We start from the raw sequence: 22,840 nt of genomic DNA on the forward strand, positions 1-22,840 counted from the left end.
CCCCAACCCTCCCCACCAACACCCCAAACAACTCCCCCCGCGGCATCTCACTCACCGCAATCCCCGCATTCTCAAACCACTCCTTCCCCGCCTCCGGATGCGGCCCGCTCAGCACCACCACACCTTTCTCATACCGATACCGCGCCGCCGCCACATCGCCATTGCGATAAGTCGCAATCACCGTATACGGCGCGTGCCCCTTAACCTTGGGAAAGTACGGGCCATCCTGATAGAACACACTGTCCGGCTTGCCATCCCACACCACTCGTACCGCCGCGTCTTCAATCCCGCGCACTTCAAACCCCGGTCGCCCGGCTTCGGAGTCGAGGTCCTGGGGTATCAACCCGAAGTTGCTGTTATCGGCAAGATAAGCGCCCATGCATAACCCCAGGTAGCGCCCGCCCTTGGCCACGTAGTCTCGAATGGCGCCCACGCGTGCATCACCGAAGCTGTCGAGCGCAGCCGGAATATCCTGCCCGCCGCCCGGCTGAACATAGAGGTCATAGCGTGCAAGGTTTTGCGGGGTGATGTCGATGGCTTCATCCGCGCCTACAAAGTCGATCTGGTAGTTGGGGCTGAGCCGCAGCAAGGCGTTTTTGACGTTCTCGGAACAGTCATCACAGCCCGCCGGGCCTCGGTAGATGGCGACGTGGGTGATGGGCGTTGCGGCCTGTGCCCAGGGTGATTGCAGGGTGGCGAGTACAAAAAATGCGGCAGCGATGGCGGGCAATTTCATGGTTGAGGGCTCGGCGAACAGGGGTTAGGACTGTTCGAAGCCTATATCGAACGCGACTTTCAATTCGTTAACAGTTGTAAATCGGCTACTGTCGCCTGAATCCACACCCGCCAAGAGGGCCTGTAATGGAGCTGAAGTTCAGCCACGTCGACGTACTGGTCGAGAACCTTGAAGAAACCTGCGCTTATTACGCCAAGATCCTCAAGGCCAAAATCTCCAACACCCAGGTGTGGGAACGCGGCGGGCTGCATGTGCGATATGCGGTGGCGTTGATGGGCCTGGAGCGTTTTATGCTGGTGCAGCCGGTGGCGGGCAACTTGCGCGAGCTGTTGGACGCGCACGGTGAGGGCATGATTTATCGGCATTGCTACACCACGCCGGATATTGAGGTGGCCTATGCCGAGTTGATGGCCGAGGGTGTGCAGCCGCAGGATGAAAACGGCCGGCCCTTGAGCCTGGCGGATCTACAATCGCCGTCCGGCACACGGATCATTTGGTTGCCTAAGCGCTTCGGGCATTTCTCTATCGAGATTCTGGAGGAGAAAGGCTTGGAGGCGTTTATGGTCGCCGCGTTTGCTTGATCGGCGTTGCATTGGCTGCCTACATGAGGATTACTGTAGGCCGCGCCCATCTGCGAGATAACCCGTCATGTTTGAATTCACTGCCCTCGTCACCTACATCGCCGTGGTGCTCGGCCTTTTCCTGATCCCCGGCCCTTCCGTGCTGTTGGTGCTCACGCGCACGATTCAAGGCGGTCGCAAGGTCGGTGTTGCGACCGGGCTGGGTGTGGCGTGCGGCGACTTGATTCATACACTGTGCGCAGCACTGGGGCTGTCGGCGATTTTGATGACTTCGGCGGCGGCGTTTAATGCGGTGAAGTGGGCCGGCGCGGCGTATTTGATCTACCTGGGCGTGCGGGCGTTCATGGCCAAAACCGGCACGCATGCGCGATTGGAGCTACCGGCGGTGACGCCGCGCCAGGCGTTTTTCCAGGCGATTGGGGCTGAGGTGTTGAACCCGAAAACGGCGATCTTCTTCCTGGCGTTCCTGCCGCAATTTGTACACCCGGAATCGGGTTCGTCGTTGGTGCAGTTTGCCGTGCTGGGCTTGATTTTTTCGGGGCTCAGCGCGGTTTATACGAGTTTGCTGGCACTCTCGATTCGCCCGTTAAGTCGCGGGCTCAAGGGGCTATCCAAGCTGCGTCGGTGGGAAGGCAAGATCATCGGCACGCTGTTTATGGGGCTGGGGCTGAAAGTAGCGTTTCAGCAGCGATAGGCAGGCGCGATGAAATTCCATGGTTTTGCACTCGGGCATATAGAGGTTGAGGTCGAAGGACGCGCCTGTGACCTGCACAATTTCTATGTCGCCAGCGACATCCATTACGCGCTGTCTGAGCGCACGCTGTCGCTCAGGTTTACACGGCGGACCGAGGACTGGGTGCCGCCCGAAGAGCCTCGGGAGATCACCGTCACGTTCCATGGCGTGAGTTTTTTTTCGGCCGAAGGGCGCCATGACAGCCCGATTGAAGACGACACGGTGCTTCACGCCATCGGCATTGTGGCGGCCGATGCCGAGACAGAAACGTTCTACCTCTGCGATACCTTCCCCGCCGACCATCACGTGGTGGTGTGCTTCGCATCGGGTCTGACTTTGCGGCTGCACGCTGTTGAGGCGCGGTGTGACATTCAGGTCTAAGGAGTTTCACTTCGAACCGATGGGAACAACTGGCTAATCCGTGAATACGAGCCGGATGATGTGATGACTTTTATTGAATCTCAGGACCTTTGATGCCCCCAACCAAACGCGACACCGCCCGCCTCGAACGCCGCCTGGTCGCCACGTTGACCGAAGCCTGCGAAACCGCCAAGGCTGAAATCCCGGGCTTCGAGTGGCTGACTCACACGGTCGATTACGCCGCGTTCCCGCAAAGCCTGCGGGTGATTTGGGTGTTCGATACGCGGGCCAATAAGGAGCTGGCCCTGGCAAACGGCGCGAACTGACGGCTGCGGCGCTACAAGACGCCGAGGTGGCCTCGGCGACCAGCGGGCACGCCTGGCCTGACGCGGCGCTAATGTGGGAGCTGGCTTGCCTGCGATAGCTATGGGTATCTACACAACGTTTGAAGGCAGCCAATTTCTCCTGTGGCGAGCAGGCTTGTCCTGCGTTGGGCTGCGAAGCGGCCCCAAACCCAGACGCTGAGTTCTTTCAGGAAAATTGCAGTGCCTTTACTGGGGCTGCTTCGCAGCCCAACGCAGGACAAGCCTGCTCGCCACAACAGCCCACCTACCTACGCGGCGTTCCCGCAAAGCCTGCGGGTGATTTGGGTGTTCGATACGCGGGCCAATAAGGAGCTGGCCCTGGCAAACGGCGCGAACTGACGGCTGCGGCGCTACAAGACGCCGAGGTGGCCTCGGCGACTAGCGGGCACGCCTGGCCTGACGCGGCGCTAATGTGGGAGCTTGCTTGCCTGCGATAGCTATGGGTATCTACACAACGTTTGAAGGCAGCCAATTTCTCCTGTGGCAAGCCTGCTCGCCACAACAGCCCACCTGCCACAGACTTCGTGTTAACCGGCTATCGCAGTTCAAGCCAGCTCCCACAGGGAATTGCGGGGCGACGAAGATCAACTGTGGGTTTCCTGAACGGGGTACAGGCTACCGCCTTATCCCCCATTGTTTTTTCCCACGCCTTAGCCTCAACTACGCCCTCACCTCACACACGAGTACCAACCTTGGAACGCTATGAATCGCTGGTCATCGGCCTGGGCGCCATGGGTGCCGCCACGGTGTATCAACTGGCAAAAGCCGGTGTGAAAGTCGCCGGCATCGACCGCCACCACCCGCCCCACAGTTTTGGCTCCAGCCATGGCGATACGCGTATTACGCGGCTGTCGGTGGGCGAAGGCGCGCAGTACGTGCCCATTGTGCGGCGTTCGCACGCTATCTGGCGCGAGCTTGAGGCGTTGTCGGGGCAGGCGCTGTTTGAGCAGTCGGGGTTGCTGGTGCTCACCTCTCGTGATGACTTTGACCCCAGCGATGCAACCGACTTCACCCTGCGCACCATTGGCCTGGCGCAAACCTACGGCATTGAACATGAGCGGCTGGACGCTGCGCAGATTCGCCAGCGTTTCCCGCAATTTGCCCAGGTGGCGGACAGCGCCATCGGCTACTACGAGCCTGGCGGCGGCTTTGTGCGCCCTGAGCGCTGCATTGATGTGCAACTCACCTTGGCCGAGCAACACGGCGCCACGCTGTACAAGGGCGAGACGGTGACCCACATCAGTTCGGATGTTCATGGCGTGACGGTGACCACCGACCAGCGCACGCTACAGGCCGATAAGCTGGTGGTGAGTGCGGGCAACTGGGCCGGCGAATTACTCGGCGCGCCGTTTGACCGGTTGCTGAGTGTTTATCGGCAACAGCTGTTCTGGTTCGCGCTGGAGCCTGGGGCCGACCTGGTGGGCAAATCCCCCACCTATATCCTCACGCACGAACAAGGTCAGACCCACTATGGGTTCCCGGCGTTGCCCGGCGAAGGCAGCATGAAGCTGGCTACGGCGCAGTACCACACCACGGCCACGCCTGAAACGCTGGACCGTACGGTCTCGGCGGCGCAAGCCCAGGAGATGTACGAACAGCAGGTAAAGGGCCGAATAACCGGCGTGTCGGCCAAAGTGCTCAAGGCGGCGGTGTGTGCCTACACCGTGACGCCGGACCACGATTTCATCATCGACGAACACCCCACGTTGCAGCACACCCTGGTGGTGTCGCCGTGCTCGGGGCATGGCTTCAAGCATTCGGCGGCGCTGGGTGAGGCATTTGCGCAGTGGTGCATGCGTGGGTCGAGTGACCTGGACCTGTCGGCGTTTTCGTTAAAGCGCTTCGAGGGCAATAGCGTTTAAGAATGGGGACACAGACCCGTGGCGAGCGGGCTGGCCCCCCTCGCCACAAGGGGCAATTGTGCCTTCTGGCCTGACCTATTTGGCGAACGCGTATTCCCCGCCCTGCTCCACCGCCTTGCGGTACGCAGGTCGCGCCTGGAAGCGTTGCACCCAGGCCGCCAGGTTTGGATAGGCCTGCAACTTGCCCTGGGCCTTGGCGATTTCACCGATAAAGCTCATCTGAATGTCCGCGCCGCTCAGTTCGTCACCGACCAGATACGGCGTATCCGCCAGCACGTCATTCAGATAGCCCAGGTAGTTGGCCACTTCCGACTCGATACGCGGGTGCAACGGCGCACCGGCTTCACCCAGACGACCGACGTAGAGGTTGAGCATCAGCGGCAGCATGGCCGAGCCTTCGGCAAAATGCAGCCATTGCACATATTTGTCGTAGGTCGCAGAGGCAGGATCAGGTTGCAGGCGGCCTTGACCATGGCGGCGGATCAGGTAGTCGATGATGGCGGCGGATTCGATCAACACCAGGCTGCCATCTTCGATAACCGGGGATTTCCCCAGTGGGTTGATGGCCTTGAGCTCCGGGGGCGCCAGGTTGGTTTTCGGGTCGCGCTGGTAGCGCTTGATCTCGTAAGGCAGGCCGAGCTCCTCAAGTAGCCAGAGGATGCGCTGTGAGCGCGAGTTGTTGAGGTGGTGGACGATGATCATGGGAAGCTCCGCAGGATAAGCGTGGGTGTCTGGCCATGAGACTACGCCAGCCCAGTGGAGTGCCCACGATTTATTGTGGCAGCCCCTTCACGAGAGGCTGCCCCTCAAGAGGCGGTGATCAGGCGACGGCGGTCAAACGCACTTCTTTTTTGAGCGCATCCACCAAGCCTTCTATCGTTGCGTACCGCTTGCCTTGCAACAGCGGCCAGCGCTCGATAGACAACTGCCCCAGCTCGTCACTTTTTATTGGGGTGGTAATAATCTCTCCAGTCCTGGAACGGTGAAGCAGACTGGCTTGTGTGGATGAAGCGTACTCGACCAGGAAGTCACCGATGTTTTTCAGGCGCACGCTCGGCAGGGTCGAAGCGGAAACGGCCGTCAACTGCACATCCGTCTTGAGTGCATGAATCAAAAAATCCAGACTTGGGTAACGCTTTGCTTGCAACTGTGGCCACCGCTCAATAAAGAACTGCCCCTTATCGTCAATTTGAACAGGCGTGGAAATGATATCTCCAGTGTTAGAACGATGGAGCACATTGGCTTGGGTCATTGAAGGCCGCTCGATCAGGAAATCGCCGACACTTCTGATCCATGTACGATCCGCTGCAACCATCGGGGGCGGCGCCGGCGTACCGGCCACACCGACATGCACCTTGAAGTCACTGCGCATGGCCGTGCCCGCGGGCGTCTTGACCCCGCGCTCGAGGATTTCCCAGCCTCCACGGTGCAGAGGCAGCGCATGGTCGGGCGCGACATCGCGTACCGTCAAGCTGACCGCATCCTGCAATTGCGCAATGCCTGGCACGCCCTGATAGATGTCGGCGTGGGAGGTGCCCATGAGTGCGACCCACTTATGCGGCCCCAGTGCCGCCTGATCAGCCTTGATCACCTCATTGGCAAAGTAACTGAACACGCTCTGGCGGGCGTTCAAGTCGTGCATGCCTTTGACGTGGTAACTGGCGGTGCAGTCGAGAGCCCGCACGCGGATGCCCGCCTTGTTCGCCGCTTTGACGACCTTGGTGTAGGTGTTTTTTCCCGTGTAACCGCTCCCCATATGGCCGAGGTCCTGCGCCCTCAGATAGCGCTTGAGATTTTCCGGCATTTTCAGCGTGTTATAAAAGACGTCCAGTTCAAGCTGGTGCAGATCGGTAAGCAGGTGTTCCAGATACAAGGTTTTTACACCCTGCTCTTTCAATAGCTTCATGTATTTAATCAGGAACTGTTTACTCGCCTTATCCGCATGCGCTTCAGCAACAATCAGTCCGCGCTTGAGTTTGTACAGTAGCTTGACGAACGCCTCTTCGCTGGCAACCGTACCCAGCTCGACGAAGGTGGACCGTGCCGGGGGCGTGTAAGTGGCAAAGGCGGCTTTGGCGGCCTTCTCCAAACGACTACGGGTGTTCTTGAACCCCTTGAACGCCGCCTCATACAGGTGCCCAATCCCAAAGCCGTAGCGAGTATCCAAGTCACGATGCGAGTGCACCATTTCATCCAGGTGCGCTTTAAACGACGCGGGCAGATCGAACTCACTGTAATGGGACGGTGCAGCGGGCGCCGGCACCGCCCTTGAAGGACCCGCCGTCGGCAGCGCTTGTGATGCCGGCGCCATGGTCATCCGGTAATCACCCCGGGACAACGCGGCGGAGGCAGTATCAGGCGAGATGCCCACCGCCTGGCCCGGGGTAACATCCTCCACACGCAGGGCGATGACATTCTGCAAATCGGCCAGCCCCGGCACTTCGTCCGTGCTCCCTATGCGGGTGTGATCAACCAGGGCGATCCAACCATCATCGGGGTCGTTTTGTGAAAGGGCTTTGTGGGAATAGAAGTTCCTGAGTTTGCTGTTGCGAGGGATAAACCGCTCTTGCTCAGACAGCGCCAGCACATGCTCCATATGATAAGAACTCGAGGCGTCCACGCCGTCGATCGCGACCTTGTGCTTGTGGGCTTCAAGCATCAGTTTACGGTAGGTAAAAGGCGCGTCCGCGTCCCAGCCCAAGCCTGAGTCTACCCGCGCCAGATGGTCCTCGACCTGTTTCAAGGCATACGCCACGTCACCCTGGGTTTCGCCGTTGATAATTTTGAGTTTGGTCCGGAAAACATCGGCCGGCAGGTTTTCAACGTACACGCGCATGAGCCCTTGCGCTTTCAAGGCTTGCAGGTTTTCGATGAGTAATTGCTTACTGGCAACGCTGGTATTGGATGCGCCAATGATCAGCCGCTTCTTGAGTGGAAACAGGGTGGCAAGCGCAGTAGATGGGCTGGAATCCGGTGCCAGCACCGGCAAGCCGCTACGGTCCGGGCGCGCTGGAGGCGAGGCATAAAACGCGTCCGCGTCTTGAGTCAGGTGTTTCATCTGATCGAGATAGCTGTCGCGTAGAGGCTTCAACTGAAGATAGGCCCCGTCACTTATGCCCTGTGCAATGGCGTCGTCCGGAGGGCTGGTAACGATGCGCACATATTCAAGGTCGAGCGCGCGCCTGAAGTACTTCCCTTGCTCGGGTGCAATCTCGTAGGGCACCAGTAACTCGTCGACCTCTTCGCGCAGTAGCGTATGGCGCCCGCCTCCCGGAGTCGTGAAGCGCACCCAATGGCCATCGCTGTTCTGGTTGACCACACGTGTGGTTGACTGCATTTGCCCGGTGACTGGGTCACGGCGAAACAGCAGATGCCGCCCCAGGGAGTCCGGTGTGTTTTTGATCCAGAACTGCTCGGAATTGAACATCACAGGTTTCATTCCGGCAGCAATGCCTGGGTCTATATCGTTGATCAGCGTGGCCTGCTTCAGCGCCTTGGTCACCGGCCGCACGCGCAGTGCTTTAAGGGCCGGGCGAAAGTCAAACAGCACAGCGCCGCCCACATTGGCCAGGTAGCCAATGTAGTGTTTCAAGGCTTCGCCCGTGTCACCCTGTTGGTAGGCACTGATAGCGAGCATCGCGTCCTTGAACGCCAGCAAACCACCCAGGCCCAGGCTCAATACGGGAAAAGGGATAGTGGCGATGGCAGTGACCAATTCGACGCACGTCCAAAGAATCCCCGTGATCATCTCCGTGCGATTGACCGTGGTGGCAACTACATCGTCTATTTTGCGCTGCAACACCATGTTGTAAAAATCATTGCGCGGGTCGCTCACGGTGGTGTCCGGGGTTATCCGGTCATAGCGCGCCGGGCTTGGGGTCGTACGGTCAATCGTTTCGGGTAAGCCATTGCGGGCAGTCTTCAGAAACGCTCCGATCCGTACCTGAGATGGGACCGGCACCCGACCCTGCAGGTAGTCCGACACACCGTCGACCTTTTTCAGCCAGTAGTTGAATAGCTTCGCTTCACGAAAACCGATGCCATCGGGTGCGTTGGGGGTGTAGAGCAAAACCGGGTTGCTTGCATGGCTGAACAGGTAGCTGCCTATCACCCAATCGCCGTCAATGCTCAGGCGATGTACCTGATAAGTCGAGCGGGTCGCCGCCGCTGTGTCGCCAAGGCTGTCGATCGCACGCTCCAACCAGGTCAAGTCGACTCGGGCGATATGACCGCGCAGGCAGCCATCGAGTGCGGCGTACTTCATCTGCAGTTGTGTGATCGTCAAGGTGGCGTCGCGCCGTTTGGCGTAACCGGGACTGCTCGCGCTTTGCAAGTTGGCGCGCACTTCGTCGGTGTAGCGTTGCCCGATCCATACACCCGTCACCGCCCTTGATACGTTCTGCGGGGTCAAACGGCTCAGGTCCACGCCCACCGGCCCGCTGAACGTGGCCGAAGTGGAGAATTTCGGGTCGATGAACCCGACGTTATCCGTGTAACCGTCCCTGTACAGCCGGGTATAGGAAATGGGCTTCGGCGCACCGCCCAGCAACGGCCAGGGCGCCGACACAAACACGCTATCCGGGTCGATATCATTCTGACGGCGACCAAGCAGCGTGTTCAGGCTGAGTTTGGCTTTATCGTGCAGATAGGCATTGAAGGTAATGAAGTTCGCTTCTGAATCGGGCATGGCGTTATAGACGCGCAAGGCACCTGCGGCATCTTCGGCAAGGCTGGTCAACCGGGTTCGGTCCGCCGCCTGGGCTGAGCGATACCACAGCGGGGTGCTGTATTCGTAGTCGTCCTGCGCTGCGCTTTGCCCATGCATGACCATGGCGTCCAGGCATATCGTGTGGGAGCACACAGGGCCAAATGTCACTTCCTCATGTTCCTTTGCGTCGGGCCTGAAGCCCAAGCCTTTGAGGAACGTGTGCATCTTCGGCCGAAAACGCAGCGGGCATTGCTCCAACAGGTAGTCGCTCATGGTGCGACCCTTTAACCGGGTGTTGTCATCGGCCCAACCGATGATATGCGCCTGGCATTCGAGCTCGGTGGTGAACGCCAGGAACTGTCGCTCACGTGGCGAATCGGGGGTGCACAACAGCAAGCGTCGGATTTGGCCGTTGGCATCTTCCTCGCGCAATAACCACAGGTCTTTGAGTTGCGCGCCATGCAGCAGCACGGTGCGTGCGCACAGGAGCGGGTTCGTACCGGCCCGCAACGCTTCGAACAACCTGTGGTCTGCCGGGCTCAGGTCGCCTCGCAACCGGGCGACAAAGGCAAGCAACACCAGGCGATGATCAAACAGGTCGCGAGTAGCCTGCTTGTAGCCAGTTTCGGCCTGCATTTTTTTTTGCAGCGCGGCATAGTCCAGGCGCGGTTGCAGGCCAGGTTCGCGGAGGATGTGGAGCAGGCTTTGCGCACTCAGAACGGCATGGTCACCTTGCAGTGGCGCGTCGGCATAGGTCAGGGCGGTCGTGGTCAAAAAATCAGAGCCGGGCAACTCGTCGTCGGTATGCAGCCCGTCATAGCTTAATTGCACCAGATTGCGGGTCTGCTCATAGGTGCCGACATTGGCGACGTTGCGTCGGGTGGTGATGTTCAGGTGACGCGGGTCCAGGTCGTAGATTTCCAGCGCTTCGTCCAGATACTCGGTCAACTGGAAACTTGCCAGGGCTTGAGGCGACGCAACAGGCCCCAGCAGCTCGATATAGGTAGCCCGGGCCTGATTGTAATCCTGCATGCAACGACTCAGGGTTTGCTGGTCCGTCGCAGCCGCGTTGCGATACCAATCCGGCAGGCTGTTATAGACGCTGCGCTCGAGTAGCTGTTGGCGCCTGAACGCCAAGCGTGACGACAAGTCTGGCAGCGCTGCTGCCACCGCGTTGTCCAATGCTGACTTGAGCTGCGTTGCCTCGTGCAATGGGTTGTCCAGCAGGCTCAATGCCAGTTCGATGTCCTGGCTGCGCTTGTCGATCATCGCGTTGTAGGTGTGTTCGAACAGTGGCTCGCCGTCAATGGGCAGCAATTGCAAGGGCCAGATATCGACGACATCCAGCGTTTGATAACGTACAGGCAAGTGTCGGCAGAACTCCGCTCGCCCCGCCGGTAGCGCCAAAGTCGCCTTGAGGCTCTGGTCGAGCTGCACCAGAGAGTCGAAGGCCTCCAGCCCCCTGTTTGGCGTGAACAACAAGACCTGGCCGAGGTTTTCTACCGACGTCAGGTTGTCCACGACTGGGCTGGACTTTCTCGTAAGAACGAAGGCCCCGGCAAATTCCACAGTTTTGTCCTGGTAGCTGAAATGAAGCGAGTACATGCCAGGACGAAAGGTCGGGCCTCGGGAGCAGTCTTCAACCATGCGTTGTTCGGCAGGGCTTAGCAGGTAATCACGCACATCCAGTTTGGCTTGCTGCTCCAACGCGCCAAGACCGGCCGCCTGGGTGAGGTAGCTCTTGCGGCCTTGAATGCCTACCGTGCTGACTTCGTCAAGGCCCAGCAGGTGCTTGTCCAAGTCGGTTTTGAGTTGGGCAAGCAACGTCTTGCCGGCCGCTTGGGTGAGATCTGCCTCCGTCAATGCCTCGAACAAGCTGCGTGACCTCGCCAACAGGACGTTGTTGGCGCTGATCAGGGTGGTGTTCAGTTGTTCCAGCGCATGCAGTTCGGCAGGTAATACGACAGGCTCCTGGGTTTGCGTGCGCAGGCCCGGGTCGATCTCAAGCAGGTGTGTACGAATTTCCTGAAACGTCGGTGACGCGGATGTAGGGCTCGGCGTGCTCATGGGCACGGTCCTCATACTGATGGAATGAACCCTCAGCATGAGACGCAGCCCGAGCGTATCTGCGGTAGATATTGTTGACCTGCCCGCGCCTCAGCCCAATCGAAAGCGCGCCGTGTTATCACTCAGCGCCAGGCTGCCCTTGCGCAAGGTATCGGCCGCCTGATTCACCGCCCGTGCGCCGTCCAGCAAGCGCCCCGCCGCCTGGTCGACCTGCTGGATATTGCCGCTGACCTCATCGGCCGTTGCAGCCTGTTCTTCCACCGCAGCCGCGATCTGCGCCAGGGTGTCGGTGACGTGTTGCACCGCACCGGCAATTTCGCCCAGGCGGGTGCCCAGGCCGGTGACGGATTCGGCGTCGGTCAGTGCCTGGTCGCACGCCGCGCCCATCAGGCTGACCGCCTGGCTGACAGTCGCGCGCAAACTGTCCACGGTGCCGGCGATCTGTGCGGTGGACGCCTGGGTGCGTTGCGACAGGCTGCGCACTTCATCGGCCACCACGGCAAACCCACGGCCCTGCTCGCCCGCACGCGCAGCCTCGATGGCCGCGTTGAGCGCCAGCAGGTTGGTCTGTTCGGCGATGCCGCGAATGGTGTCGACCACCGACTGAATCTGCTGGCCCTGCTGGCTGACCTGTTCCAGGGCGTTGGCGGTGTCGGTCAGGCGCTGGTTGAGCTGTTGGATGCTTGCCGTGGTGCGCTGGCTGTCGCGGCTGCTGTCTTCGGCGATGCGCCTTGTGTGCTGCGCGCTGCCCGAGGCCTGTTCGCAACTCTTGGCCACGCCCATGGAGGTGGCGGCCAATTGGGTCGCGGCGGCCGCAATCTGGCTGATTTGGTGTTGCTGGTCTTCCACCTCGGTGAGGGTGCTGCCTGACTGCGCGTTAAGTGTGAGTACGGCAGAACCGAGTTGCTGGGTTTCGTGATTGACGCCCAGCAGGCTGGTGCGCAATTGCACCACGGCAACGTTGAGCGCCCGGCTGATGGCCGCCAGTTCGTCACGGCCTTCCACCGCCACCTCCACGCACAGGTTACCGTCGCGCAACGACTCGGCCAGTGTGGTGATGCCACTGGCGCTGCGGCGAATCGAGGCTTGCAGACAGGTAAACAAGTACAACGCGGCCAGGGCCAGCAGGCTGAACGTCGCCGCCACCGGAATAAAGTGCTGGAGCGAGCGCTCGCGGTAGTCACTAAGGCGCGTATCCAGTGAGTTAAGCGACTGGCTGCGCAACGCCCCCAACGCGCCCAACATGCTGTCGACGCTGCGGTCGAAGGCGGCGGTGTCCAATTTGATGGTGCCGCCAAACACGCCTTCATCCAAGGTTTTTAGTTCGTTATCCAGAAGCAGCAGGCTGCTGTCATATTGCGCCGTCCACGGCTCGATCCCAGGATATTGCTTGGCTTTGAGCGAAGCGGCGGCCTTGGCCAATTGGTCACGTGCATCGCCAATACGGCCGCGCAGGTCGCGCATCTGCAAGCGGCTTTGCAAGGTGAACTGCCCCGAAGCGATGGACGACTGGCCGACGCTGGCCGTGCGACCGATGCGCTCGATCAGGTCCGGGGTGTGCTGGGTGGAGATCTGCATCAGCAGGTAGGTTTCCAGCCACGGATCGAGGATCAGGCCAGTATCCAGAGTGATTTGCTCGCGCAAGGTTTGCAGCGCCGTCAACGCAGCAGTGAAACGGTCGTAGCCGTCCGGCCACCAGCCCACGGTGCGCAGGGACTGGGTGTCCATGCCCTTGACCGCCGCCTGCAATGCCTCAAACCGCGCAAGCGTGTCGGCGCTGGCGTTGCGGGCTTTGAGTGCTTCACCCAAGCCTTGCAGGCTTTGCATAATCATCGGGTTGCCTGCATCCACTTTGTCCATTGCAGCCTGGGCGGCAGGGGTTGGGGTGTGGAGGATATCCAATGCTTTCCAGCGCGCGGCCAGGTTGCGCTGCGCAGTCAATTGGCCATCGAGCGTGTCCAGGGCCAACAGTTGGTGCACGCCGGACTGCTCGCTGGTAATCACGTTCAATTTGCCGCGATAGTCCGAGCCAATCATCCAGAGGCTCCCGGCCAGGGGCAGCATGAACAGGAAAAACAGCACCTGGAATTTGCGCGCAAAACCGAGACGGCCGAGCAAATGGATACCGGGTGATAAAAGAGTGTGCATGGCCGACCGCTCCCAAAAACAAGCTGGAAATGACTAGAAGCAAAATGCCATGTCATTGATTAGCTTGGTTCTAGCAAGATACGGGCCGTTGCAGGAGGGGCCGGAGATAGGCGGTGCGGCAATCAAAAAGTGCGCGGGCGTGCGCAAAAATGGGGCAAAAACACTCAATGACGAGAGTGAAACGGTAACTGTGGGCGCCAGCTTGCCTGCGATGGCATCCGCTGGGGCTGCCAAGCTCACAGCCCCTCCCCCACCACCCTCTTAATCCGCCACTTTCACCCGCATGTACTGACTGAAATTATTGATGTGATCATCCAGGTTATCCTCAAGCATCATCCTGTACTGATCACAGAAATACTTCAGCATCGCCTCACGGGCCTCGGCCATCTCGGCGCCGGACTTGAAGTTGCGGGCGCTGGCCCAGGCATTGAAGCGCGTGGTGCCGAACATCATCGAGGCGCTGACCTCACCGAGGTTTTCACAGGTCTTGAGCTGCTCGTTCGACAGTTCGATATGCGCATCTGCGCGGTCGTAGAAGGCTTGGTCGGTGGTCTCGGCCATGGCAGGGTTCCTGGGTCAGCAAAAGAAGGCGGCTATTGGAGCATATTCGAGGCCAGCAAAGCAGGCGCCTCCCACTGGGAGACGCCTGGTGCTTCACGCCAACGCCAGCACCAACCGCTCAAGCCCGATACCGAAGCCCGCGCCTTCACGGTAAGCCCCGCCGCCCACGACTTGCTGTTGCGCACCCAATGTCGGGCAGCGCACCTCAAAGCCGTTGCCCTCCAGGTAGTAACTCAGCCCACGTTTCACGGCCAGGTTCAGCGCATAGTCGAGCCCCAGCGTGTCCAGAAACCCAGTACACAGGGCCTGGCTGCGCTGCAACGCCAACCCAGGGTCAGGGCTTAGAATCTCCAGCCCCAGTTGAGTGAACTCACGATAACGGCCGGCTTGCGGCCGCTCATAGCGATAACACCGCGCCACGTAAAAAAACATCGCCGCCGCGCGCCCCTCGAGCAAGTCGGCGTTGCGCTCCTGGAACAGCGCAGTGGCTTCCGGGATCAGGCAGCACTTGCGGCCCGCCTTGTCATCGAAGGCCCACATCTGCCCGATGATTTCACTGCCGCCGGTTTTTTCGATAAACGTGTCCTGGCCCCAAAGAGCCGGCACGATGACTTCTTCAGCGCCCGCTTCGATGAAGATAGCTCCGGAAACGGCCCTCTACTTCACGCATCGTTGCGGCTTCTTTGCCGGTGACCATTCGGGTTCCACGTAGCATTGTCATGGGTTGAATCTCCAGTGTTTGCAGGCAATAAAAAAGGCGCCATAGGCGCCTTGGGTGGGGTTCATTGAGTGATCAGTGGGTCTGGTCAATCAGTGAGCGCAAGCAACCACGGCACCTGAAGGAAGGTCCGTGGGGATGATGGCGGTTGCTTTGCGAAAATTGAGTCATGGGCAGATCCTTGCACATGCGTAGGAAAAGTTACAAGTCACTTCACGCCAGCAGCTCGGTAATCCACCGCGCCTGCCGGGCAATTTCTTGCAGTTTTTGCTCCGGCACCGCCTGGCGTGCCTGCTCAAAACTGGCCAGGGTCTTGTGCTTCTGGCGCAGCATCCGCTGCCACTTGGCCAGGAACTCCGGGCTGCGGGCTTGCATTTGCAACGGGCCAAAGTACAGCTGCTGATCGGTATAGGTCACGGCGCCTGTGCGCTCGGCCACGATGATCTCGTAGTAAAAGCGGTTTTCCCGCAGCAACTCTTCGCTGAGGATGCGATAGCCGTTGTCCATCAGCCATTGGCGCAAGGGTTGCTCGCCACCATTGGGTTGCAGGACCAGGCGTTCCTGGCCGCTGAGGTGCACCTTGCCGTTGTCGAGGATGTCGCGGATCGTCTCGCCGCCCATGCCACAGACGCTGATCGCGGTGATCCCATCGCCCGGTTCAATCGCTGCCAAGCCATCGGCCAGGCGCACGCTGATGTGTTGCTCCAGGCCATTGTCGCGCACGGTGCGTTGGGCTGCGTAAAAGGGTGTGGTCGCCACTTCCCCCGCCACCGCTGCCGTGATCACGCCACGGCGCATCAAGGCCACCGGCAGGTAGCCGTGGTCCGAGCCGATGTCGGCCAGGCGCGCGCCAGCGGGCACGTTGGCGGCCACGCGCTCCAGGCGCATGGACAATGTGTGTTCGTTCAACGGTGGTTCCTTGTCATTCCCCGGAAAACCGGTCCCGGCTGTTGGTCAGGTGCAGCACCATGGCGGCCCGCGCCGCGTCCGGGTCCTGGCGCTTGATGGCATTGAAGATCGCCTCATGCTCAAGGTTCGCCAACTGCCCCAGCTTGGCGAAGTCGGCCCCGCCGCGTTCGACGCCCTTGACCTGGGTGCGCGGGATCATCGCACTGCCCAGGTGCAGCATGATTTCGGTAAAAAAGGTATTGCCGGTGGCCTCGGCGATCAGTTGATGAAAGCGCTTGTCCTCTTCCACACAGCTGTCGTTGCTGGCCAGCGAGGCCTGGTAATCGTCCAGCGCCTGGCGCATGTGTGCGAGCTGTTCGTCGCTCCTGCGCAGCGCGGCCAAAGCCACGGCTTGCACCTCCAGGCCCAGGCGCAGCTCGAGCATGTTACGCACGCTGGCGACCGTGTCCACATGCAAACGCAAACCTTGCTGGGCGTGCTGCACCAACACAAAGGTGCCGATGCCGTGACGCGTCTCCACCAGCCCCGACGCCTGCAGCTTGGAGATCGCCTCGCGCACCACTGTGCGGCTCACGCCATGCTCCAGCACGATGCTGGACTCGGACGGCAATTTTTCACCGGGTTTGAGCTGGCCCAGCAGGATGCGCTGGGTCAGCGCCTCGACCACACCTTGGGCGAGGTTATTGGAACGTTTACGCACAGGGTTTGCGCTTTCAATGGGCATCACTATGGGTCCACGGGGTTGGCTGAGGGGAGCTTAACACCCTGCCCCGAGTAGGCGCTGGCTTGATTCATAAAGCTTACAACTTGTATGACAACCAACCAGAATGACGCAATGCTCGCTGGCCTTTGCGGGCCGTGCGCGAAGGTAAAGATCGCGATAATTACATCGACGATCGACCTAAACACCCAACAAACACTAGATAAATAACCAAAATACACACCCAATCAGCAGCCTTATAAGAACAAAAACAGTTGCAGGTGCATTGCGAACTCAAGAAAAGCACTTGTATGATGTCTGGTAACAAAACACGTAAACCCGCATAAAAATAAATCAGGGGGAGTTTTTCAATTGTGAACAATTCAAACCACGCATCTGCCGCTCCAGAACGTGATTCGGTCCTCATGCGCGCCGTGAGCAAAGTGAAGGGCCACGTGCTCCCACTGTTCGTGATCATGTTTATTCTCAACTACATCGACCGGGTCAATATCGGCTTCGTGCGCACGCACATGGAGCATGACCTGGGTATCGGCGCGGCCGCCTACGGCTTGGGCGCCGGGTTGTTTTTCATCGGCTACGCGCTCTTTGAAGTGCCCTCCAACATGCTGCTGCAAAAGGTCGGTGCGCGCATCTGGCTGACCCGCATCATGTTCACCTGGGGCATCGTCGCCACGCTGATGGCGTTCATCCAGAACGAAACCCAGTTCTACGTCCTGCGCTTTCTGCTGGGCGTGGCCGAGGCGGGGTTTTTCCCTGGGGTGATTTACTACTTCACGCGCTGGCTGCCCGGCGTGGAGCGCGGTAAAGCCATCGCCATCTTCCTCAGTGGCTCGGCGGTTGCGTCGCTGATCTCCGGCCCGCTGTCGGGAGCACTTCTGCAGATAGAAGGGTTCGGGTTTCACGGCTGGCAATGGATGTTTGCCATCGAAGGCCTGGCTTCAGTGGCGCTGGGATTTTTTGTGTGGTTCTGGCTCGACTCCAAACCCCACGACGCCCAATGGCTGACCCGCGAAGAACAGGACGCGTTAGTTGGCGCCATCGACCAGGAACAGCGCGAGCGTGAGGCGCTGACCACCATCAAACCGACCATTGCCAAGCTGCTCAAGGACCGCCAGATCCTGCTGTTCTGCGCCTTGTACTTCTGCATCCAGCTGACGATCTACGCCGCGACCTTCTGGCTGCCGAGCATCATCAAGAAGATGGGCGATCTGAGCGACGTGCAGGTCGGCTTCTTTAACTCGATCCCGTGGCTGATCTCGATCATCGCCATGTACGCCTTCGCCGCGCTGTCGGGCAAGTTCAAGTTCCAGCAAGCCTGGGTCGCCGCCGCGCTGTTGATTGCCGCCGCCGGCATGTTCATGTCCACCACCGGCGGGCCGATCTTCGCCTTTGTCGCGATCTGCTTTGCGGCCATCGGGTTCAAGTCCGCGTCCTCGCTGTTCTGGCCAATCCCACAGGGTTACCTGGATGTGCGCATCTCCGCTGCCGTGATCGCGCTGATCAACTCCATCGGCAACCTGGGCGGCTTCGTGGCGCCTACGACCTTCGGCTTTCTGGAGCAGACCACCGGTTCGATCCAGGGCGGCCTGTATGGCCTGGCCGGCACCTCGGTGCTGGCGGCCATCCTGGTGTTTTTTGCCAAGACTTCGCCTTCTGCCGTGCTGGCGCCGCCGAGCGTTGCAGCAACAGGCACCGCTATCAGCAAACCTCTTTAAGCTTATTAGGATCCTGCCATGACCACGCCCGTCGTCACCCATTTCCAAGTCGTTCCCGTCGCCGGCCACGACAGCATGCTGCTGAACCTGAGCGGCGCCCATGGGCCATTTTTTACCCGCAATATCGTGATCCTCAAGGACAGTTCGGGCAACACCGGTGTCGGTGAAGTGCCCGGTGGCGAGCGCATCCGCGAAACCCTGGAGGACGCCCGCAGCCTGGTGATCGGCCAACCCATCGGCCAGTACCAGCGCATCCTCAACCAGATGCGCACCACCTTTGCCTCAAGGGACGCCGCCGGCCGTGGCCTGCAAACCTTCGACCTTCGCATCACCATCCACGCCGTCACCGCCATGGAGGCCGCCCTGCTCGACCTGCTCGGTCAATTCCTCGAAGTGCCCATAGCCGCCCTGCTGGGCGAAGGCCAACAGCGTGACGCAGTAAAAATGCTCGGCTACCTGTTCTATGTCGGTGATCGCACGGCCACCGACCTGGCCTACCGCAACGAGGCGGACGCCGATGACGAATGGTTCCGCCTGCGCCATGAAAAAGCCCTGACCAGCGAGGCCGTGGTGCGCCTGGCCGAAGCCGCCAAAGCCAAATACGGCTTCAACGACTTCAAGCTCAAAGGCGGCGTATTGAGTGGCGATGAAGAAATCGAAGCGGTGACGGCCTTGGCCGAGCGCTTCCCGGACGCACGCATCACCCTCGACCCGAACGGCGCATGGTCACTGAAAGAAGCGATCCGCCTATGCCGCGATCAACACCACGTGCTGGCCTACGCCGAAGACCCCTGTGGCGCAGAAAACGGCTACTCGGGCCGCGAAGTCATGGCCGAATTCCGCCGTGCCACCGGGCTTAAAACCGCGACCAACATGATCGCCACCGACTGGCGTGAAATGGGCCACGCGATCCAGCTGCAGTCGGTGGATATTCCCCTGGCCGACCCGCACTTCTGGACGATGCAAGGCTCGGTGCGCGTGGCGCAGATGTGCAATGAGTGGGGCCTGACCTGGGGTTCGCACTCCAATAACCACTTTGATATTTCCCTGGCGATGTTCACCCAGGTGGCCGCCGCCGCACCGGGCGACATCACTGCGATCGACACCCACTGGATCTGGCAGGACGGCCAACGCCTGACCCGGGAACCGCTGAAAATCGAGGGTGGCTACGTCAAGGTGCCGAGCAAACCGGGCCTGGGCGTGGAGATCGATATGAACGCCGTGGCCAAGGCCCACGAACTGTACAAAGGCATGGGCCTTGGGGCGCGGGACGACAGCGTGGCGATGCAGTTTTTGATACCGGGCTGGGCCTTCAACAACAAACGGCCTTGCCTCGTACGCTGAGGTCTTCGCGTGCGGCAGCCAGGGCCAGCTTCACCAGCTCCTTGCGCTGCATCGCACGCCCAAGCACGGCCTGTGTACCTTGCCAATCGAGCGACAGCAGCAGGCTCAGCTTCGGCTGGCTGAGAGAAGGCTCGGCCAACCAATAGCTCTTGCGCTCGCGGATGCTGATAGCGTTCAACAGCCAGTCCTCACCTTGCGCCGCCAGCCATTGTTCAATGGCTGCGTGATGCCGCTGGAGCACCCCCTGCGCATCCCACACCGTCATTTGCGCAATGAGCTGCGGCAGGTTGCGCGTGGCCGTCATGTGTTTCATATCAGCCGCCATGGCGGCCTCAAGGTCGGCTTCGATCGCAGCCTGGCATTCGCTGAAATAACGCTGCGGCCAATCCGCCGTCAGCCCCGCCCGACGCGCCAGCACCTCGTAGGCCCAGATATCCAGGGATGCGGTCATTTTTCCGGTGAAGTTCAGGGTATTGTCCAGAATCGCCGTGGCCAATAACGCAGCGCTGTGCCGGCTGATCTCCGGCAGCAGGCCGGACCTTTCCCAACGCTGGAAAACCAGCGTTGCCGCGGCACCGATTGGCCGGATATCAGCATCCGCACCCAGCTTCTGCGCCCAGTGGATTTCAAAGCCTGGATGATGGTCAATCACTTCGCACACCTGATCGAGTACCACGACCGGGTCAAAATGATGGTAGTCGGAGACATCCACCAACACGAACTCATCGTCGGCGCCGGGTTGGTAATCGTCCAGCGCGGCCTTCCAACCGAGCACACTGGCGCAAACGCTGAAATTGAGTGGCGCACTGCTGACCGCACGCGCTTGAACACCTTGGTGATTCAGCAGTTCAGCGTAGGCTATGCAACAAGCGTAAGCGTCTATATCCAGATAAGCAGAGCCTGAGGTCACGACCCTCATGATTAAATCTCCTTGAAGTACAACTCAGGCGCGGTCCGGTGCCTTGTGTTTTTTGGCTAGGGAACGTTCGCATCAGCGTGTGACAAGACCATGACTTCAAGGAGAAAGATACTGTGAAAACTGACAGTTGCTGATTATTGTCCGTTGTGCCGCGGCATTTTTTTGCTCGCGCCAGCTGCAACGGGCTGCACAGTCAGCTCAACGCCTAACGCCAGCATCAGCTTCTTGATCGTTTCAAAACGTGTTTTAGAGCCGCCCTTCAGGGTTTTATACAGACTCTCGCGATTGACCCCCGCCGCCTCGGCCACCTTGTTCACACCCTGGGCCTTGGCGACTTCAGCCAGCGCCTTCATGAGGATCTGCGGGTCCTGGGACTTCATGCTTTGTGCCAGATAAGCACTGATGATTTCCGGGCTGTCGAGGAAGCGCGAAGCTTCGTAGACGCTGGTGCCGGATGTATCAAGATCGAGGATCGGCATGTCCTCGGGTTTGAATGTCGCGTTGCTCATTTCATTTACCTCTCAGGGCAACAAGAATCTCTTTTGCCCGCTGTATGCCTCTTTTTTGGTCGGTTTTATCACTGCCCCACAGCATCAGGTAGGCCGTGATGCCTGTGCGTACAAAATAAATCCTGTAGCCAGGCCCGACGAATACACGCATTTCACTCAGGCCGTCACCGGCCGGCTCGCAATCGCCAAAATTGTTTTCTTCGGCGCGGTCCAGGCGAGTCAGCACCGCCGTTTTGCCCCATAGATCCTTCATACCGTCGAGCCATGTATCAAACTCCGGCGTCCTGCCGATCGAATTGGTCAAAGTCTCACCTGTAGCCTACTGGCTACTCCATACTGATGCTAGTGAATTTTTTGTTCCGGCGCCAACCGGAACCAAAAACCCTAGCTCAGCCCCCGTATCAACAGGCGCCCGAGACTATTAGCGCGTGTTTCGTCCGCGTTTAAAGGGCCTGATCAAACAAGGGCGTCACGTCATAAGGCTGTTTGAGCATCTGCGCATCGACCAGGAAATCCGCCGTGGCCTGGGCTTCGCCGACAATGGTCGGGGAGATCGGCAGCACCTTGATCGCATCACGCTTGAACCAAACCTTGGCAATCTCCGGTGCAGATTGGTTGGCCTTCGACCACGCCTGGGCATACTCATCAACGTGGCTGCTGCTCCACACCCGCGCACGGGTGAGACGCGCCACAAAATCTTTGATAATCGCGCGTTTCTGCGCCAGCGCCGGCTCATACGCAACGATGTAGGTCGGCGCGCTCATCAGGCCCTTGGCATTGCGGATCAGGGTGCTGCCCTCTTTCTCCTGCAACGACACGTAGGGTTCCCAGGTGCCGAAGGCATCGATGTCGCCCTGGCTCAGCGCCAGGCTGGCTTCGGCCGGCAGCAGGTATTTGAAGGTCACGCTGCTGCGCGGCACACCGGCCTCATCCAGGGCCTTGTAGGCCAGTTGCTGGCTCCACGAACCGTTCCAGATCGCCACCGTTTTGCCTTTGAGCTCGGCCACCGAATGGATGCCTTTGCGCGCCACAATGCCCACGCCATCGAGGCTGGTCTGGGTGCTGGCGACCACTTTCACCGGCGCGCCATTGGCGGCGAGGCTGATCACCGGCGTATCGCCGACAATGCCCACGTCCAGCGCGCCACTGGCGACCGCCGAGGCCACCGGGGAGCCGGTATTGAAGCGTTTGAAGTCGATTTGATACGGCAGGTCTTTCAGCTCGCCGGACAGCTCCAGGACGATGCGATTGGAGAAGAACTGGTCACCCACCGTCAGGGTCTGCGGCGCTGCCGCCCACACCGATGGGCCATGCAGTGTCAGCGAGGCCAGGCCCAGCACGGCAAGCAAATTACGACGATTGATCATAGGAGGAATCCACACAGTTAATGGCTGACTCAACCATCTGTGGGCGTGCAGTCTGGCAATGAGAGAAGGGTTTTGGCAGTCGCCGAGCGTGGCGCCCGTAGAAGCTAACGCAATAAAAGCGCCGGGTTTAATACTGTTGTGCACTATCGATAGAACCGCCGAACAGTGGGTTAGCTATTTTTCGTATTAAAAGTTTGCTGCCCACTGAGTTAGGGTGACGCCACCAGACCACTGGACCCCGCGCCTGAAACCCTTTCTGCAAGGTCCATTGCATGTCGACTCCCGTATTGAATATCTGGGGCACTGCGCCCTCCGCCCGTTACGAACAACTGGCCGCTCCGTTTCGCCCGCTGTTTGCGCAGATCCTGGCACACGCTGCCGAGGCGGATCAGACACGCGCCAGCCTGGCGACAGTGATCCAACAGCTCAACGCTCTGGGTTTGCCACGCTGGCGATTGCCAGTCAGTTACGGCGGGCAAGGCGCGACCTTCGCTGAACTGCTTGCGCTGCTGACAGA

General features: G+C 59.8%; 19 protein-coding genes and 1 pseudogene. 8 read left to right on the top strand and 12 right to left on the bottom strand.

Annotation, left to right across the window (positions count from 1 at the left end; translation table 11 throughout):
- Positions 1–736 (bottom strand): BPL-N domain-containing protein (locus tag GIW48_RS28380; protein WP_236490692.1); only part of this gene is annotated, 736 nt, incomplete at its 3' end.
- A gap of 125 nt (positions 737–861) precedes the next feature.
- On the opposite strand from GIW48_RS28380, the gene GIW48_RS28385 reads away from it, so the two are divergent.
- The 5 genes and pseudogenes from GIW48_RS28385 (at position 862) to solA (ending at position 4,637) form a co-directional block, all read left to right on the top strand.
- Positions 862–1,317, top strand: coding sequence for a VOC family protein (locus tag GIW48_RS28385; protein WP_099548977.1), 456 nt, complete (start codon positions 862–864; stop codon positions 1,315–1,317).
- A gap of 67 nt (positions 1,318–1,384) precedes the next feature.
- Positions 1,385–2,011 (top strand): LysE family translocator, encoded by a 627-nt coding sequence (locus GIW48_RS28390; protein ID WP_017136948.1) that lies wholly within the window; start codon positions 1,385–1,387, stop codon positions 2,009–2,011.
- A 9-nt stretch (positions 2,012–2,020) separates the two neighbouring features.
- Positions 2,021–2,431, top strand: coding sequence for a hypothetical protein (locus GIW48_RS28395; RefSeq protein WP_170037918.1), 411 nt, complete (start codon positions 2,021–2,023; stop codon positions 2,429–2,431).
- Positions 2,432–2,523: 92 nt separating this feature from the next.
- Positions 2,524–2,733: pseudogene (locus GIW48_RS28400) on the top strand (hypothetical protein); the annotation flags it as partial.
- Between the two features lie 734 nt (positions 2,734–3,467).
- The gene (solA, locus tag GIW48_RS28405) at positions 3,468–4,637 is read left to right on the top strand and encodes an N-methyl-L-tryptophan oxidase (protein WP_099548973.1); all 1,170 of its coding nucleotides are present in this window, start codon (positions 3,468–3,470) and stop codon (positions 4,635–4,637) included.
- A 75-nt stretch (positions 4,638–4,712) separates the two neighbouring features.
- Here the strand turns inward: solA and GIW48_RS28410 are convergent, their stop codons facing one another.
- The 7 genes from GIW48_RS28410 to GIW48_RS28440 all read right to left on the bottom strand — a co-directional run bounded on the left by GIW48_RS28410 (position 4,713) and on the right by GIW48_RS28440 (position 16,472).
- The gene (locus GIW48_RS28410) at positions 4,713–5,339 is read right to left on the bottom strand and encodes a glutathione S-transferase family protein (RefSeq protein WP_017136952.1); all 627 of its coding nucleotides are present in this window, start codon (positions 5,337–5,339) and stop codon (positions 4,713–4,715) included.
- Between the two features lie 118 nt (positions 5,340–5,457).
- Positions 5,458–11,052, bottom strand: a complete 5,595-nt coding sequence (locus GIW48_RS28415) for a membrane-targeted effector domain-containing toxin (RefSeq protein ID WP_236490693.1) — start codon at positions 11,050–11,052, stop codon at positions 5,458–5,460.
- A 450-nt stretch (positions 11,053–11,502) separates the two neighbouring features.
- Positions 11,503–13,560, bottom strand: a complete 2,058-nt coding sequence (locus GIW48_RS28420) for a methyl-accepting chemotaxis protein (protein ID WP_017136955.1) — start codon at positions 13,558–13,560, stop codon at positions 11,503–11,505.
- Positions 13,561–13,821: 261 nt separating this feature from the next.
- Positions 13,822–14,121 carry a DUF3144 domain-containing protein gene (locus GIW48_RS28425; RefSeq protein ID WP_017136956.1) on the bottom strand — a complete coding sequence of 100 codons (300 nt, stop codon included), beginning with the start codon at positions 14,119–14,121 and terminating at the stop codon, positions 13,822–13,824.
- A 93-nt stretch (positions 14,122–14,214) separates the two neighbouring features.
- The gene (locus tag GIW48_RS28430) at positions 14,215–14,760 is read right to left on the bottom strand and encodes an ATP phosphoribosyltransferase regulatory subunit (protein WP_026013702.1); all 546 of its coding nucleotides are present in this window, start codon (positions 14,758–14,760) and stop codon (positions 14,215–14,217) included.
- Between the two features lie 292 nt (positions 14,761–15,052).
- Positions 15,053–15,748 carry a tRNA (adenine(22)-N(1))-methyltransferase gene (locus tag GIW48_RS28435; protein WP_017136958.1) on the bottom strand — a complete coding sequence of 232 codons (696 nt, stop codon included), beginning with the start codon at positions 15,746–15,748 and terminating at the stop codon, positions 15,053–15,055.
- Positions 15,749–15,761: 13 nt separating this feature from the next.
- Positions 15,762–16,472, bottom strand: a complete 711-nt coding sequence (locus tag GIW48_RS28440; protein ID WP_099548970.1) for a FadR/GntR family transcriptional regulator — start codon at positions 16,470–16,472, stop codon at positions 15,762–15,764.
- 350 nt (positions 16,473–16,822) lie between these two features.
- On the opposite strand from GIW48_RS28440, the gene GIW48_RS28445 reads away from it, so the two are divergent.
- Complete coding sequence (locus GIW48_RS28445; protein WP_236460811.1) at positions 16,823–18,184, top strand: MFS transporter; 1,362 nt, start codon at positions 16,823–16,825, stop codon at positions 18,182–18,184.
- Positions 18,185–18,202: 18 nt separating this feature from the next.
- Entirely contained in the window at positions 18,203–19,528 is a 1,326-nt protein-coding gene (gudD, locus tag GIW48_RS28450; protein ID WP_236460812.1) for a glucarate dehydratase, read from the top strand.
- On the opposite strand, the gene GIW48_RS28455 is transcribed toward gudD, so the two are convergent.
- From GIW48_RS28455 to GIW48_RS28470, 4 genes are all read right to left on the bottom strand, one after another.
- Positions 19,497–20,447, bottom strand: a complete 951-nt coding sequence (locus GIW48_RS28455) for a DHH family phosphoesterase (RefSeq protein WP_236460813.1) — start codon at positions 20,445–20,447, stop codon at positions 19,497–19,499. The genes gudD and GIW48_RS28455 overlap by 32 nt on opposite strands.
- A 134-nt stretch (positions 20,448–20,581) precedes the next feature.
- Positions 20,582–20,956, bottom strand: a complete 375-nt coding sequence (locus tag GIW48_RS28460) for an addiction module antidote protein (RefSeq protein ID WP_099548968.1) — start codon at positions 20,954–20,956, stop codon at positions 20,582–20,584.
- Position 20,957: 1 nt separating this feature from the next.
- On the bottom strand, positions 20,958–21,260 hold the full coding sequence (locus tag GIW48_RS28465) for a type II toxin-antitoxin system RelE/ParE family toxin (protein WP_099548967.1): 303 nt from the start codon (positions 21,258–21,260) through the stop codon (positions 20,958–20,960).
- A gap of 139 nt (positions 21,261–21,399) precedes the next feature.
- Positions 21,400–22,323, bottom strand: coding sequence for an ABC transporter substrate-binding protein (locus GIW48_RS28470; protein WP_236447246.1), 924 nt, complete (start codon positions 22,321–22,323; stop codon positions 21,400–21,402).
- 272 nt (positions 22,324–22,595) lie between these two features.
- Between GIW48_RS28470 and GIW48_RS28475 the strand changes: the two genes are divergently transcribed.
- The coding region (locus GIW48_RS28475) for an acyl-CoA dehydrogenase family protein (protein WP_329607291.1) at positions 22,596–22,840 on the top strand (245 nt) is incomplete at its 3' end.

This window comes from Pseudomonas sp. PA-6-3C (assembly GCF_021605825.1).
In the GTDB taxonomy this organism is placed as follows: Bacteria; Pseudomonadota; Gammaproteobacteria; order Pseudomonadales; family Pseudomonadaceae; genus Aquipseudomonas; species Aquipseudomonas edaphica.

Bases quoted from the DNA above. Each gene is read 5' to 3' on its own strand.
- GIW48_RS28385 (WP_099548977.1), top strand. From the start codon at position 862: ATGGAGCTGAAGTTCAGCCACGTCGACGTACTGGTCGAGAACCTTGAA.
- GIW48_RS28390 (WP_017136948.1), top strand. From the start codon at position 1,385: ATGTTTGAATTCACTGCCCTCGTCACCTACATCGCCGTGGTGCTCGGC.
- GIW48_RS28395 (WP_170037918.1), top strand. From the start codon at position 2,021: ATGAAATTCCATGGTTTTGCACTCGGGCATATAGAGGTTGAGGTCGAA.
- GIW48_RS28410 (WP_017136952.1), bottom strand. From the start codon at position 5,339: ATGATCATCGTCCACCACCTCAACAACTCGCGCTCACAGCGCATCCTC.
- GIW48_RS28420 (WP_017136955.1), bottom strand. From the start codon at position 13,560: ATGCACACTCTTTTATCACCCGGTATCCATTTGCTCGGCCGTCTCGGT.
- GIW48_RS28425 (WP_017136956.1), bottom strand. From the start codon at position 14,121: ATGGCCGAGACCACCGACCAAGCCTTCTACGACCGCGCAGATGCGCAT.
- GIW48_RS28440 (WP_099548970.1), bottom strand. From the start codon at position 16,472: ATGCCCATTGAAAGCGCAAACCCTGTGCGTAAACGTTCCAATAACCTC.
- gudD (WP_236460812.1), top strand. From the start codon at position 18,203: ATGACCACGCCCGTCGTCACCCATTTCCAAGTCGTTCCCGTCGCCGGC.
- GIW48_RS28455 (WP_236460813.1), bottom strand. From the start codon at position 20,447: ATGAGGGTCGTGACCTCAGGCTCTGCTTATCTGGATATAGACGCTTAC.
- GIW48_RS28460 (WP_099548968.1), bottom strand. From the start codon at position 20,956: ATGAGCAACGCGACATTCAAACCCGAGGACATGCCGATCCTCGATCTT.
- GIW48_RS28470 (WP_236447246.1), bottom strand. From the start codon at position 22,323: ATGATCAATCGTCGTAATTTGCTTGCCGTGCTGGGCCTGGCCTCGCTG.